Origin of the sequence: Streptomyces sp. NBC_00316, from assembly GCF_036158715.1 — a bacterium.
Lineage (GTDB): Bacteria > Actinomycetota > Actinomycetes > Streptomycetales > Streptomycetaceae > Streptomyces.
On the sequence record NZ_CP108023.1, the window covers coordinates 1,314,355 to 1,328,016 of the forward strand.

Below are 13,662 nucleotides of genomic sequence, written 5' to 3' on the forward strand. Positions count from 1 at the left end.
GCTCCTTCGGCTGCACGGGGTGGGACAGGGAGGGGACGGTGGTGCTAGCGGGCAGGACCCAGGTCGTCCGGGTCGGTGAGGATCTCGATCAGGGCGGGCCGGCCGCTCAGTTGCCTGACGGCGGCCGGGATCTCGGCGGGGTCGTGCAGTCGCCGTGCGTCCAGGCCGAAGCCGCGGGCGACGGCGGCGATGTCCACGCCGGAGATGTCCTTGCCGGGGTAGTCGCCGGTGTGCTCCGCGAGCCCGCCGTAGCGGCGCAGGGCGGCTGCCACGGCGGCGTAGGAGCCGTTGTTGACGACGACGAAGGTGACCGGGATGCGGTACCGGGCGGCGACCCACAGGGCCTGCAGGCCGAACTGGAACACCCCGTCGCCGAGGATCGCGACGACTCGGCGGTCCGGAGCGCCGAGCTGGTAGCCGAGTGCCGCGCCCAGGCCCCACCCCAGCGATCCGGAGGACGAGGTGAGGAAGGAGTGGGGCGAGGTCTGCGGCAGGGCCTTGAGCAGGGCGACCTCGGAGGTGGTCGCGTCCTCGACCACCGTGGTGCGGGAGTCCACCACCTCGGCGAGGGCGGCGGCGACCTCGGCCACAGTGGCCGGACGGCCCGCTCGGCGGGGCGGCGGGACCGGCTGGGGCTGTGCGGTGCCGGCGGCCGGGGCGGGCCGCGCCGGTGCCGCGGGCCGTTCGGGGAGCAGGGCGAGCAGTCCCCGGGCGATCAGCGACTCGTCCCCGACGAGTGCCTCGTCGACGCCCTGCACCCGGGCGAGTTCGGCCGGGTCGGTGTGCGTCTGCACGACCGCGACGCCGGGCGGCACAGCGGCTCCGCGCCCGGTCTCGAACTCCACGAAACACCGGCAGCCGAGGAAGAGCAGCAGGTCGCTCCCGGCCACGGCGGGGTTGCCGGGCGCGTAGGAGCCCGCGAACCGCGGGTGGTCCGTGGGGACGACGGACCGCTCGAACCCGGTGCGGTCCTCGTGGCAGACCGCGGCGCCGACCCGCTCGGCCAGCGCCAGCACGTCCGCGGTGGCGCCGTGCCGGCCCGCCTCCGCACCGGCCACGATCACCGGCGTGCGGGCCTGCGACAGCAGATCGGCCGCGGCCTGCAGGCGGTCCGGATCGGGGGCGGTACGGGCCGTGACGCGGTGCCTCGCGGGCGGCGGCACCGGTGCGGTGCAGGGGGCGTCCATCAGGTCCTGGGCCAGGCCGAGCCAGACCGGGCCGGAGGGCTCGGCGGTAGCCAACCGCAGGGCCTGGGTGAGGTCTTCGGGGATGGTGTCCGCGGTCGGCGACTGCCAGGCGCGCTTGACGAACGGCCGGGCCAGGTCGCCGGTCGACGGGAGGGTGGTGAACCCGCCGTGGGCCTGGATCGGGGAGGGCTTGAGGCCGGTGAGGACGATGACCGGGGAGTGCGCCAGCCGTGCGGCGTCCAGGTGGGCGAGGCCGTTGGCGAGCCCGAGGTGGGTGTGCAGGTACGCGACCGCGGGTTCGCCGGTCGCCCGCGTGTACCCGTCGGCCATGGCGACGGTCACGGATTCGTGGGTGGTCAGCACCACCTCGAACTCCGGATGGCGCAGGGTGGCGTCCAGGAAGGCCGCCTCGGTGCTTCCGGGGCAGATGAAGACCCGCCGGATGTCCCAGGCCAGCAGGGTCTCCAGGACGGCGTCGGCCGCCGTGCGGTCGGGGTGGTCGGTCATCTCGGCTCCACGGGGGTGTGGGCCCGCGCGGGGGCGGGGCCGGGCAGTCCGCTGGTGTCGGTCCAGTCGGCGACGGTCTGCGGTTCGGTGCATGCCTCCAGGGCGGGGAGCCCGTGTCCGCGGCCCAGGCCGCTGCTGTTGAACCCGCCGAACGGCATGTCGACGCTGGAGGCCCCGACGCGGTGGACGTTGAGGAAGACGCTGCCGGAGCGGATCCGGCCGGCCAACTGCCGGGCGTGGGCGCGGTCCTCGCTCCAGACGGAGGCGGCCAGTCCGTACTCGGTGTCGTTGGCCATGGCCAGCGCCTCGTCCTCGGTGTCGAAGGGCAGCACGGGGACGGCTGGACCGAACTGCTCCCGGGTCACCAGATCGGCACGCGGATCGATGTCGGTGACCACATGGGGCAGCAGGAAGTGCCCGTCCTGCCAGGTCGCCGGGTCCAGCTTGCGTCCCAGTTCGTGGACGGTGGCGCCAGTCGCCCGGGCGTCCGCGACCAGGGCGGCGACCTTGTCGAGCTGGGCCCGGTTGTTGAGCGGCCCCATGGTGGCGCGCTCGTCGAGGCCGTCGCCGACGGTGATCTCGTCCACGGCCGCCCGGAAGCGGTCGGTGAAGTCCCGGTAGTGGCTGCGGTGCACATAGATCCGCTTGACGTTGAAGCAGACCTGCCCGCTCATCCCGTAGACGCCCTGGACGAGTTCGGAGACCAGCCGGTCGGTGATCCGCGCGCTGTCCAGGACCAGCGCCGGATCGTTGCCGCCGAGCTCCAGGCTGACCCGCTTGAGGGTGCCTGCGGCACCGGCCAGCACCCGCCGCCCGGTCTCGGTGGAGCCGGTGAAGAAGACCTTGCGGACCAGGGGGTGCTCGACCAGCGCCGCTCCCGCGGAGCCGGTGCCGGGCACCGAGTTGAGCACGCCGTCGGGCAGTTTCGCGGCGAGCGTGCGCAGCACCCGGTGCAGGGCCAGCGGAGCGAGCTCGGAGGGCTTGACCACGACGGTGTTGCCGGCCATCAGGGCCGGGGCGATGCCGAGGAAGCCCAGGTAGACCGGGGAGTTCCAGGGCACGATGACGCCGGTGACGCCCATCGGGCGGCGGGCGAGCCAGACCGTTCCGCGGGAGTCGGAGCGCAGCACGCGCTCCTCGGCGAGCTCGGTGGCGAGTCCGGTGTAGTACTCCAGGATGTGGGCTGCTCCGCCCACGTCCAGTCGGGACTCCCAGCGGAGCTTGCCCTGTTCGCGGGTGAGCAGCCGGTCCAGCTCCGCGGCGAGCGGGCGGAGTTCGGCGACGGCGTCGAGCAGGACCGCGGCCCGCTCGTGCGGGGACGTCCTGGACCACGGGCCGAAGGCGTCATGCGCCGCGCGTACGGCGGCGTCGACGTCGGCGGGTGTACCGAGCGCGGCCTCCCCGACGACCTCGCCGGTGCGGGCCGGGTTGCGGACGGCGGTGCGGGCCGAGGCGGTCAGCGGGGTGACGCGGTTGCCGATGAGAACCTCGGCGCCGCCGACGGCGGTGCCGGTCACCGGACGACCCGCAGGGTCATGGAGCCCAGCCGGCTGATCCGCGTCTCCAGGCTGTCGCCGGCCTGGATCGGGCCGACCCCGGGGGGAGCGCCGGTGAAGACCACGTCGCCCGGGAGCAGCGTCATCATCCGTGAGGCGTAGGAGACGATGGCTGCGACGGGGGTGATGAAGTCGCCGGTGTTCACGTGCTGGCGGTGGTCGTCGCCGTTGCGGACCAGGTCGATCTGGAAGTCCGCGGGGTCGCCCGCCTCGTCCGCGGTGGTGATCCAGGGGCCGATGGGGGAGAAGGTGTCGTAGCTCTTGCGGCGCGAGCGGTCGGCGGCGCTGCGGACGGTGATGTCCAGGCCCACGGTGTAGCCGAGGACGTGGTCGAGCGCGGTGTCCTCGGGGATGTCCCGGCCGCCGGAGCCGATCACGATCACGAGTTCGGACTCGTGGTGGATCTCCTGGCCGGCGGCGACGACCTCCGCCGGCAGCACGATGTCGTCCGCCGGCCCGCTGATCGACGACGGCGCCTTGAGGAAGACGTCGAAGTCCATCATCCAGGACTCGATGTGGCCGAGGGTGCGCTGCTGCACGTCGTGCATCTCGGCCACGTGGTCGCGGTAGTTGCACGCACAGGCGATGATCTTGGACGGGTTGAGCACGGGTGCCCGGAGCCGCACTCCGTCCAGCGGCAGCGCGGGACCGGCCTTCGCGGCGGCCTCCAGTTCGGGGCGGAGCGCGTGGAAGCCCCGGCACAGGGCGCGCCACCAGCCCGCGGTGACGGGGTCGGGGTCGTGCACGGGCAGTACCGCGGTGACGTCGACGACACCGTCGTCGGTCACCACGCCGAGGCGGTTCTCCCCGAAGAGGGCGAGCTTCACTGGTGGTCCTTTCGGGGGGTGGAGCGCGGGGCGAAGACGCCGGTGACCGGCTGCGGCGTGTCGAGTTGCTGCTCGCGGTGGATGCCGAGGGCGCGCAGCACCGGGGTGTCGGCGAGGGTGAAAAGGTCGGACTGGTCGTCGGCGTGATGCTCGACGGCGGACCAGGAGGGCACGACGAAGGCGTCTCCCGGCTCCCAGTCGAAGCGGATCCCGTCGATGACGCTGTGTCCGGACCCGTCCCGGACGACGTGGATGCGGTTGCCCGTGCGGCGCACCGGCAGCGTGCCCCGGCCGGCCAGGATGCGTTCCACCCCGCAGGCCAGGGTCGGCAGGACGCTCGCTCCCGACTCGGGATTGGTGTACTCGACCGTGACGGCGGGTGCGTCGGGGGCTGCGGCGGAGGCGCGGCACAGGCGGGCGTCGGTGTCGGCCCAGCGGTACACCAGGAGCGGGGAGGAGGCGGGGTCGAGCGCGGTGGAAACCGCTCCGTCGGTGTGGCGGCGCGGGTCCCCCGCATAACGCTGCTCGGAGCGGTTGTGCTCCCCGGCCGCGGGCTGGGTGAACTCCGGGTGGGGCTCGAAGAACACGCCGTCGAGTGCCTCGATCATCGGCAGGTCCAGGCCGTCGAACCAGAGCATGTCGCTGTCGCCGGTGTTGGTGTGGTCGTGCCAGTTCCAGCCGGGCGTCAGGACGAGGTCCCCGGCGTGCATGTCGCAGGGGTCGCCGTCGACGGTGGTGAACACGCCTCCGCCGGACAGTACGAACCGGATCGCGCCGGGCGTGTGCCGGTGTGCCGGAGCGCTCTCGCGCGGGCCGAGGCACTGGATGGCTCCCCAGAGCGTTCCGGCGGCGTAGGGCCGGCCGCCGAGGCCGGGGTTGCGCAGGCTCAGCACCCGGCGCTCCCCGCCGCGTTCGACGGGGACCAGCTCGATGGCGCGGGCGGCGAGCGGGCGGTAGGTGCGGGCCGACCAGAGCCAGGGGACGGCGGCGGGCCGGGGGTGCGGGGTGAGCAGCTGCTCGGTGATGGTCCACAGCGGCGCCAGGTCCACCCCGTCCACGTCCTGGTAGAAGGAGGCGAGTGCGCTCGCCTCGTCGTGGCGGACGGTCATGCCGGCGTCCCCTCGAGCTCGGTGTGCGGGGTGCCGATGCCGAACCGCTGCACGCTCTCCAGGAGGGACACCCGGCGCAGCCAGGCGCGGGCGCGGTCGGGGTCATCGGCCAGGGCCCGCAGCTCGCGCTGGTTGGCGAGCCGGGTCTCCTCGTCCGTCTCGCGCAGCCGGTCCGTGTTTCGCTGGGTGTCGGCCTGGACGTACTCCAGCGCGATGCGGCGGCGGCACCGGGCGAAGCCGTCGAGTTCCGCGTCCGCGTCGGCTCCCTCGGTGAGGATGCGCACCAGGCGCCGGGTGAGGTCCATGGCGTCGTGGATGCCGCTGTTGAGCCCCACACCGCCGACCGGGCTGTTGACGTGGGCGGCGTCGCCGATCAGCAGGGCCCGTCCGCTGCGGAACGTCGCGGCCACCCGCTGGTGCACGTGGTAGATCTGGTGGTCGATGATCGGGTAGCCGCCGGCGAGGGGCGCGACGCTCTGCAGCTGGCGCTGCATCTCCTCGGGCGCCGTGGCCTCCTCGTCGCCGGTGCCGGACGGCACCGGCCAGAGCACCCGCCAGGCCTCGGGAGTGCGCAGGATGAACAGCCACTGCTCGGGGTCGGCGATGTAGTTGACCTCGGCGATGCCGGGCACCTGCGCGCTCATGTCGACCGGGGTGCTGACGATGAGGAAGCGCTCGGGGTAGGTGAACCCCTCGAAGGGGATGCCGAGCTGCTTGCGCACCGTGCTCCGTGCGCCGTCCGCGCCGATGGCGTACGCGCCCCGGAGCCGCTCGGTGCCCTCGGGGGTCTCCACGGTGACCGCGACGCCGTCGGCGTCGGTGCTGAGGTCGATGAGCCGGGCGCCGAAGCACAGCCGGACCAGGGGGTCCGCGAGCAGCCGGTCGTGGAGGAAGCGGACCAGCCGCTGCTGGTTGAGCTGCAGGCGGTAGGGGAAGCGGGTCTCGTCGCGGAGCAGCCCGAGGTCGAACTCGGCGACCAGGCCGTCCCGGCGGTCGCGGAACTGGTACCGGGGCACGACCAGGCCTTCGGTGTGCATCCGCTCGATGATGCCGATGCCTTCCAGCAGTTCGAGGGTGGCGGCGTGGAAGGTCGAGGCGCGCCAGTCGGGCTGGGGTTCCGGAGCGGACTCCACGACGACGGTCGGGATGCCCGCCTGTGCGAGGACGGCCGCGGCGGTCATACCGACCGGACCCGCTCCGACGACGATGACAGGAGGAATGCTGGGGTCGATCATGCAGGCGACTGTAGGAAGGAATTCCAGTACTGGGAAGACTCGCGAGGAACTCGGGAGTAGAATTCTCCTATGCCGAATACTTCGCACGGTTCGAGTTCCCTCAGTTCGGTCGACAACGCACTCCGGCTGCTCGCTCTGCTCAGCGACCGCCAGGTGCTGCGGGTCGCCGAGGCGGCGGACCTGCTGGGGGTCGCCAGATCCACCGCGCACCGGTTGCTCTCCTCGCTGCGCACCCACGGGTTCGCGGTGCAGGACAAGGCCAACGGCGCCTACCGCCCCGGGCCGGTCCTCATCGAGCTGGGCCTCGCGGCGACCGGGCGCATCGACATCCGGCAGCTGGCCCAGCCGGCCCTCGAGGAACTGCGCGACCGCACCCGGGAGACGGTCAGCGTGTCCATCCTCGAAGGGCGGGACGTGCGCTTCGTCGACTGCATCGAGGGCACCCGGTCGGTACGGGTCGGCCTGCGCACCGGCAAGGTCATGCGCGCCCACTGCACGGCCGCCGGCAAGGCCCTGCTCGCCGCACTGCCCCTCGCCGAACTGCACCGCCGCTACCCGGACGGAGAGCTGGAGGGGCAGACCGAGGCGTCGGTCACCTCGTGGGCGGCCCTGGAGGCGGAGCTGGCGGAGATCCGCGCCGGCGGGCTCGCCTACAACCGCGAGGAGGGGGAGCTGGGGATCGGCGCCGTGGCCGCCGCGGTGCGCGACGTCACCGGTGCGCCCGTCGCCGCGCTGGCCGTGGTGGTCCCGTCGGGCCGGATGGGCACCTCCCCGGGCCTGGGTGCCGCCACGCTCGACGCGGTCCGCACCTTCGAGGAGTCGCTGCACACCGTCTGCTGACCGGGCAGCGGCCGCCGCCGCGGCTGCCCCTGGACGCGGTCCGGTCGGCCGAACCGGACCGGCCGTGGGACTGCGGGCGCCGTGGTTGCGGACCCGGTCGAACCGGGCGTCGCAGAGGCGGACACGCCGTTGCCGCCCGCCGTTTCGCAGGGGCGCCGGCTCGGGGCTGAACGAGCGGGCGGCAACGGCCCATCGACGGCATGCCGCTCATCAAACTTCCCCAGTCCGTTGAGAGCCGGACCGAGTGAGCAAGGCTTCGGCGTAGTCGGATGCTGTCCGGTTCGTGGCGATCTGGCCGCTGAGCTGGGGCCCGGGAACGTGACCGGCACGGACTTTCAAGATCATGGAGTTCTCTACGCCCCGTGATCCCAGTGGAAGACCATGCCCGCCGACGAATCATCGCCGATCCTGCCTGCCCTTGACCAGCTCCGCGAGCATCCGAGGCTTGTACCCGAGGAGGTTCCGGGCCTGCTGGAGCGGCTGGCCGAGATCCCGGACCCGCGTGATCCGCGCGGTGTGCGCGGTGTGCGCGGGAGATCCCATGAACGATCAAGGCACCCCTGGCTCGGCAGAAGGCTTCAGCGTCGTCACTGCGCCAACTGGCCGGAATCGCGGCAGGTCACGGGGCACGGCCACAACCGAGCCGCCGGCGACATCCACGTGTACCTGTGGTTCGGCTCTCCGCACTTCGACCCGCAGATCACGCCTGTGGCGGGTGCGTGCATTCGTGGACGTCAACAGGCGCTGGTGCGCAACCGGTTCGAGGGCTTCGGCCTACCACTGGCCGGGCTGACAGGAGTCATCACGCTTTCCTTCGGCCGCGGGCAGTTCGTACGTCAAGACCTGCTCACGGGTAAGCAGGACCCCACTCCACCGCCCCGGCGAGCCTGGGCGAGCCGAGAGGACAGACGCCTGTAGGGGGCCGGGTGTTGGGGATGAGACCTTTCGGCGACGAGCTGGTAATGGACCTGGTGCAGCGTGCAGCCCAGCTCCCGTAGCCCGGTCGCGATGCCCCGGGCTCGGTCGGTCATGTCGGGCCAGTGGATGCACCCCATGCCGGTACGTGTGCCCGTCGCGCTCCGGTGATCCCTCTGTCAGTCATCGGTCGGCCTCCGCCCGGCTGGGCTTTGGTGTGGGCGAGGCGGTAGGAGTCGCTGCCGGTTTCGATGATGTCGCCGACGAGACGGCACACCTACTCCAAGCCCGCCGGTAATGCGTGGTACCCCACTTCGGCTTCGGGCAACGACCTCACGGCCACGAGCGCCTGCGCGGACATCAACATCATGCCCAGCACGGACCGTTACGTCGCGGTGTGCTTCAATCCCAGCTCCGGCTCGACCTATTGCCAGTCGTCCTACACGCTCGCGCATGCCGGCACACTGCCCCTCCCTGCCTCGACGGCCGGCCGTCCTGACGGATGCATGGCTCCCTCGTTCGCGGTGTGCCCACCAAGGCACTTCCGGTCCAAGGCCGCGTTCGACGACACAGTGTGTCCACGGATCTCAAGCATCGAGCACAGCGGCGACGGCTTCGATCTCGACGAGTTGGTCCTTGTAGCCGAGCACGGTGACACCCATCAAGGTGCTGGGGACGTCATGGTCGGCGAACGAGTCCCGGACCACCTCCCAGGCAGCCACCAGGTCCTCCCGCCGGGACGACGCGACGAGAACCCTTGTACTGATGACGTCCTGAAGTGACGCACCCGAGGCTGTGAGAGCAGCCTGCATGTTCTCGATGGCCTTGATTGCCTGGCCCGCATAGTCCCCGACCGCCGCCGTGGAGCCGTCATCGTTCAGCGGGCACGCCCCGGCGAGGAAGATCAAGCGTGACTCTGCGGGCGCCGTGGCCGCGTAGGCGTACTCGGCAACGTCGGACAAAGAGGCAGAGCGGATCAGCGTGACGGCACGAGCCATAGTCGTCGGGTCCTTTCCATCGGATGTTGAGCTCGGACATCCTCCCAACGCCTCATTGGTTCCCGCCTTCACTTTTTCTCGCCTCCCCCACGCGCAGCGCCGTCACTTCTGCTCGACAATCACAAGCCGAGCCAACTGACTCCGGAACCCATCGGCAAACGCTGTTCCCAGACGTTCTGGCACACATTCCGTGAGGACGATCAACAGATCTCTGCGCGTACACGGGCTGCTGATGACGAGGACCATGCGCATGTTCGGGCCCCCATGAGGCGGTCGGGCCCTTGAGCGAAACCGCCTCGCGGCTCGCTGCGCGGACATGCGATGGTGACTGCCATGAATCCGGACCTGATCGACCAGGCTCGACGACTTGTCAGTGAACGCTTCCCGAATGCGCTTGCCGCAGTTCTGGCTGGATCGGCGGCCACGGGGCGCGCCACGGCGTCCAGCGATCTGGACATCGCGGTGCTCATTGGCGACGGAGGCGAGACGTGTCGCGAGACCGTCCGCTTCGAGGGGCGGATCGTGGAGTTCTTCGTCCACACCCATGCAGGTCTCGCGGAGCTCTTCGCCGCTGATGTCGCCGGGCGCCGGGCGGTCATGCAGAGCATGTATGCCACCGGCCTCGTCCTCGTTGATTCAGATGGACATGCCGAACGCGCACGAGGTCGCGCGGTTGCCGATCTCCTCGATGGGCCGCCAGCATTGAACAGGGAAACCATCGAGACGAGGAGATACGGGCTGACCGACGCATTGGCCGATCTTGCCGACACCGGAGATCGAATCGAGCGTCTGGCTGTGGCCGGCACTGTCCTGAATGCGGCCGCCGATCTGCTCTGCGACTATCACCGGGCGTGGGTAGGCAGTGGCAAGTGGCTACCACGGCGCCTCCTGGAGGCCGATGCGGAACTCGGAACGGCTCTCCTCGACGGACACCGTCACCTGTGCGAGATGAACGACCCAACCCCGCTCTACGATGCCGCCGAGCACGTCCTTGGACTTGCCGGCGGGCCGCTGAGTGAGGGCTATCGCAGAGCCTGGCGGGGCGTCATCGAATCGACCACCGCCGGGCGCTGAAGAGAGCCTGCCTGCGGATCCGTACCCTGCGCGAACAGGCTGCGACTGCGCATACGCCTTCGGTCGCCGATGGTGGCGGACCGCCTGGCCCGGAAGATTCCGCGCCGGGTCATGACACCTCTGGTCAGGGCCGCTTCGATGCGGTTGGGACGCCCCGGTCGGCCGGCTGCGGGCAGCGGTCCGGCGCCGGGCGGTGCGCCAGGTCCAGGTGACCCCAGACTTTGCACGCCAGGCGGGCACCGGGCCGACGGGGGTACGGCAGTGGTCGTGGATCAGGCTGCCGAAGGGGTCGCGGCTGCATCCGCGCCGTCCGTGTTGCCCCACGGGCACACACGATGGGCGCGGGGCGGGCGGCGGGCGAACAGGTTCTGGACGTCGTCGGAGGGCGCGCAGCATGTCCCCTCCCCCGTCGGCGGGGAGCATGAGGTCGCCCAGGACCGGTCCCAGGCCGTATGCGGTCTGGGCTGTCGTCTTGGTGGCATCCGGTGCTGCGGGCGATACCGGTGACCGCGTCAATGTGCAGTTCGCGGCCACGGTTCGTGCAGACGATGCCGGTTCTCGGCGGGAGATCGCCAAGCAGTAGGCTCATTCCGCAACACGACGCGAAGGGGAGCTCAGTGGCGCGGGTTGCGGTGGTCGGCGGGGGCATCAGCGGGCTGGGGACGGCGCTCATGCTCGGCCGGCGGGGCCACATGGTCACGTTGTTCGAGCAGGACGCGCGGGAGGCCGGAGAGGACCTGAACCGGGACTTCTTCCAGTGGGACAGGCCCCGAGTCCCGCAGGCCATCCACCCCCACTCGTTCCTCGCGCCCGTGCGCACTGTGTTGCGCGCCGAAGCCCGTGATGTCTACGCGGACCTGCTGGCACGTGGAGCCCGGGAATACCACGAGTTCGACTGGTTCGGTGAGCATCCGCCGCATCAAGCCGGCGATGAGAATTTGGTGACCCTGCGCACCCGCCGCGTCGTGCTGGAGGCCACCTTGACCGCGGCCGTGCGGCAAGAGCGCACCGTTGATGTGCGGCGAGGATGCCGGGTGCGCGGCCTCACCGTCGGGGACGGTCGCCCGGCCCGGGTAACCGGCGTGCAGGTTGGCGCGGAGAGGCACCAGGCGGACCTCGTCGTCGATGCGTCCGGTCGCCGCTCGCCGGTTCCCGCATGGCTGATCGCGGCCGGCTGCCGCCCGCCCGTGGTCGACAGTCACCGCGCTGGGATCGCTTATTTTTGCCGCTGGTACCGGCTGAGGCCCGACGGCCCGCGTGATCCCGGGCGGGTGAAGACCGGCTCGACCGCACCGTTCGCACTCGCCGGCGTCTTCCCTTCCGACAACGACATCTTCGCGGTGAGCCTGGTGCTCTCCACGGATGATCCGACCCGCGGCGCGCTCACCGGCCCTGCCGTGTTCGAGGCCGCAGCCCGCTGCTTCCCCGCCACCGCCGCCTGGCTCGACCTTGCCCCCGAACCACAGTCGGCCGTCCTGGCGATGGCCGGGCTGGACAACCGCTGGACCGTCCTCGCCGACGATGACGGACCTATCGTGACCGGCCTGGTCAACGCCGGGGACAGCCTCATCCACACCAATCCCACCTTCGGCCATGGCGCGGCCCTCGGACTGCTTGCCGCCCAGCACATCGCCACCCATGTCGACCGGATCGCCACGGACCCCACCGGCTACCACACCTGGACGGCACAGGCCCTCCGCCCGTGGTTCGACGCGCAGGTGACGGCCGACCGCGCCGACGAGCAACGCCTCGCCGAGAGCTCACCATCCGCAGACCGGCGGGCTGCTGCCCGGGCCGCCAGCGCCTTCGACGATCCGGTCGTCATGAGAGCCCGAGCCCAGGTACGCCATCTCCTGCGAACAGCCGACGACGCCTACGGCACCGACGAAGTGAACCGACACGTCACCGCCTGGCTGGCTGCCCACCCGGACTTCTCGCCAGAGCACGACGGCCCGACCCGAGCTCAGTGGGATGCACTCATCGCAGGCTGAGCGCTTGCCCGGCACCCACCTTCAACGCTCAAGTGTCGGCAAGGTCTGCCCGTTGGAGCTGGGACAGGTCGGTGGTGCCGAGCGTGTCAGGGGTGGCGGCGCCGGCCGAAGCGGCGATGTCGACGGTCTGACCGTCGTCGAGAGTGACGGGCTCGGCGAGCATCCGGACGAGCTGTGCCGGGCGGAGTTCGTGGCGGCCGGAGCCGGTACGTAACGTCACGGCGACCTCGTCGCCTCCGCGCCTGCCCACAGCCACGCGGTTGCCTGCCCAGGTGGTGAGACGCTGCGCGGTGGCTACCAGAACGGCATCCCCGGTGGCGTGGCCGCCGCTGTCGTTGATTTCCTTGAAGTGGTTTTCCTGGACTGACCCAGGTGGCGTGTGAGGCGTCATGGTCCCCTCGCGAACGAGGGGGCTTCTCGCTATGCCGGTGCGGCTTCGCGTGCATGGGGGCGGGGTACGCCGTTGCTGTGGTAGGTGGGCCGTACCCCGCGTTCTGGGCGTTGGTCTTTGTGAATTATGACGACAGGGGGAGCGCGTGGACATCACTGAGCGCGAGCTGGCTGATCCCTGGGAAGGTGTTCTGTTCGCTCCCGCTCGCGGCAGTGACGTCGGCGTTCTGGTCCTGGCGGGATCCAGCGGGCGCATCGAACGTGAGCGAGCGCGCATCCTCGCTCAGCAAGGCTTCACAGCCTTGGCGATCCGCTGGTTCGGTGGGCCTGGTCAGTCCCCTGGAATCTGCGAGGTTCCCTTGGAGACCTTCACCGCTGCCGTCGACTTCCTCCGACGGGGCGGAGCGCAACGCATCGGAATTCTCGGCACCTCCAAGGGCGCTGAAGCAGCCTTGCTCACGGCGGTGCACGACTCGCGCGTGGACGTGGCCATCGCGCTGTCGCCCACCTCGCGGGTCTGGTGCAATGTCGGCCCTGGCCGCGACGGAGAGCACCATCCGTATCGCTCGTCCTGGACCTGGCGGGAGCGGCCCCTGCCTTTTGTCCCGATGGACGATTCCTGGACTCCCACAGAGCCGGACAACGGTCCTGTCGCCATCCGCGGATGGTACGAACTGAGCGAGCGGACCTTCGTTCACTCGCTTCCGCCGGCGGAGATCCCCGTGGAAGCGGCCAGAGCCGATCTGCTCTTGGTCGCGGGCGGCGACGACGCGGTGTGGCCGTCGCTTCCCTGCGCCGAACAGCTGGCTCAGCGTCGGCGCTCGGCGGGTGCGACCGTGCATCTGATCGCCCGCGACGGCGCCGGCCACCGGCCACGCCTTCCTGGCGAGAGCCCGGCATCGGCGTCCCCGCACTTCAAGTACGGGGGCACACCTGAAGCTGATGTGCTCCTGGGCAAGGCTGCATGGCCCCACATCCTCGACGTGCTCGGCGGCGCAAACTCACTGGTTCCTGACGGTTGATCGCGAACCAG

At 70.9% G+C, this 13,662-nt stretch carries 12 protein-coding genes; 5 read left to right on the top strand and 7 right to left on the bottom strand.

Annotation, left to right across the window (positions count from 1 at the left end; translation table 11 throughout):
- Window positions 1-44: 44 nt before the first annotated feature.
- Genes OG878_RS05930 through OG878_RS05950 form a run of 5 tightly spaced genes read right to left on the bottom strand, consistent with a single transcriptional unit; the run spans window position 45 to window position 6,421 of the window.
- On the bottom strand, window positions 45-1,694 hold the full coding sequence (locus OG878_RS05930; protein ID WP_328885785.1) for a thiamine pyrophosphate-binding protein: 1,650 nt from the start codon (window positions 1,692-1,694) through the stop codon (window positions 45-47).
- Complete coding sequence (locus OG878_RS05935; protein WP_328885786.1) at window positions 1,691-3,211, bottom strand: aldehyde dehydrogenase family protein; 1,521 nt, start codon at window positions 3,209-3,211, stop codon at window positions 1,691-1,693. Before OG878_RS05935 ends, OG878_RS05930 begins: the two co-directional genes overlap by 4 nt.
- Window positions 3,208-4,077 (bottom strand): fumarylacetoacetate hydrolase family protein, encoded by an 870-nt coding sequence (locus OG878_RS05940; RefSeq protein WP_328885787.1) that lies wholly within the window; start codon window positions 4,075-4,077, stop codon window positions 3,208-3,210. Before OG878_RS05940 ends, OG878_RS05935 begins: the two co-directional genes overlap by 4 nt.
- Window positions 4,074-5,186, bottom strand: a complete 1,113-nt coding sequence (locus OG878_RS05945; RefSeq protein WP_328885788.1) for a cupin domain-containing protein — start codon at window positions 5,184-5,186, stop codon at window positions 4,074-4,076. Before OG878_RS05945 ends, OG878_RS05940 begins: the two co-directional genes overlap by 4 nt.
- Entirely contained in the window at window positions 5,183-6,421 is a 1,239-nt protein-coding gene (locus tag OG878_RS05950) for an FAD-dependent oxidoreductase (protein ID WP_328885789.1), read from the bottom strand. Before OG878_RS05950 ends, OG878_RS05945 begins: the two co-directional genes overlap by 4 nt.
- A gap of 69 nt (window positions 6,422-6,490) precedes the next feature.
- Here OG878_RS05950 and OG878_RS05955 point away from each other — a divergent pair, with 69 nt between their 5' ends.
- Both OG878_RS05955 and OG878_RS05960 read left to right on the top strand, forming a co-directional pair.
- Window positions 6,491-7,261: an IclR family transcriptional regulator gene (locus OG878_RS05955; RefSeq protein ID WP_328885790.1), complete on the top strand. Its 771-nt coding sequence runs from the start codon at window positions 6,491-6,493 to the stop codon at window positions 7,259-7,261.
- A gap of 381 nt (window positions 7,262-7,642) precedes the next feature.
- Window positions 7,643-8,179: a hypothetical protein gene (locus tag OG878_RS05960; protein ID WP_328885791.1), complete on the top strand. Its 537-nt coding sequence runs from the start codon at window positions 7,643-7,645 to the stop codon at window positions 8,177-8,179.
- A gap of 584 nt (window positions 8,180-8,763) precedes the next feature.
- Here the strand turns inward: OG878_RS05960 and OG878_RS05965 are convergent.
- Window positions 8,764-9,174, bottom strand: coding sequence for a RidA family protein (locus OG878_RS05965; RefSeq protein WP_328885792.1), 411 nt, complete (start codon window positions 9,172-9,174; stop codon window positions 8,764-8,766).
- Window positions 9,175-9,507: 333 nt separating this feature from the next.
- On the opposite strand from OG878_RS05965, the gene OG878_RS05970 reads away from it, so the two are divergent.
- Together OG878_RS05970 and OG878_RS05975 are read left to right on the top strand one after the other, a co-directional pair.
- Entirely contained in the window at window positions 9,508-10,248 is a 741-nt protein-coding gene (locus OG878_RS05970) for a nucleotidyltransferase domain-containing protein (RefSeq protein WP_328885793.1), read from the top strand.
- A gap of 617 nt (window positions 10,249-10,865) precedes the next feature.
- Window positions 10,866-12,239, top strand: coding sequence for an FAD-dependent oxidoreductase (locus OG878_RS05975; RefSeq protein WP_328885794.1), 1,374 nt, complete (start codon window positions 10,866-10,868; stop codon window positions 12,237-12,239).
- A gap of 28 nt (window positions 12,240-12,267) precedes the next feature.
- Here the strand turns inward: OG878_RS05975 and OG878_RS05980 are convergent, their stop codons facing one another.
- Window positions 12,268-12,885, bottom strand: coding sequence for a GGDEF domain-containing protein (locus OG878_RS05980; RefSeq protein WP_328885795.1), 618 nt, complete (start codon window positions 12,883-12,885; stop codon window positions 12,268-12,270).
- Here OG878_RS05980 and OG878_RS05985 point away from each other — a divergent pair.
- Window positions 12,776-13,651 carry an acyl-CoA thioester hydrolase/BAAT C-terminal domain-containing protein gene (locus OG878_RS05985; protein ID WP_328885796.1) on the top strand — a complete coding sequence of 292 codons (876 nt, stop codon included), beginning with the start codon at window positions 12,776-12,778 and terminating at the stop codon, window positions 13,649-13,651. The genes OG878_RS05980 and OG878_RS05985 overlap by 110 nt on opposite strands.
- Window positions 13,652-13,662 lie beyond the last annotated feature (11 nt).

Coding starts and splice junctions, on each gene's coding strand:
- OG878_RS05950 (WP_328885789.1), bottom strand. CDS start 6,421: ATGATCGACCCCAGCATTCCTCCTGTCATCGTCGTCGGAGCGGGTCCG.
- OG878_RS05965 (WP_328885792.1), bottom strand. CDS start 9,174: ATGGCTCGTGCCGTCACGCTGATCCGCTCTGCCTCTTTGTCCGACGTT.
- OG878_RS05970 (WP_328885793.1), top strand. CDS start 9,508: ATGAATCCGGACCTGATCGACCAGGCTCGACGACTTGTCAGTGAACGC.
- OG878_RS05980 (WP_328885795.1), bottom strand. CDS start 12,885: ATGCGCCCGCTGGATCCCGCCAGGACCAGAACGCCGACGTCACTGCCG.
- OG878_RS05945 (WP_328885788.1), bottom strand. CDS start 5,186: ATGACCGTCCGCCACGACGAGGCGAGCGCACTCGCCTCCTTCTACCAG.
- OG878_RS05960 (WP_328885791.1), top strand. CDS start 7,643: ATGCCCGCCGACGAATCATCGCCGATCCTGCCTGCCCTTGACCAGCTC.
- OG878_RS05930 (WP_328885785.1), bottom strand. CDS start 1,694: ATGACCGACCACCCCGACCGCACGGCGGCCGACGCCGTCCTGGAGACC.
- OG878_RS05955 (WP_328885790.1), top strand. CDS start 6,491: ATGCCGAATACTTCGCACGGTTCGAGTTCCCTCAGTTCGGTCGACAAC.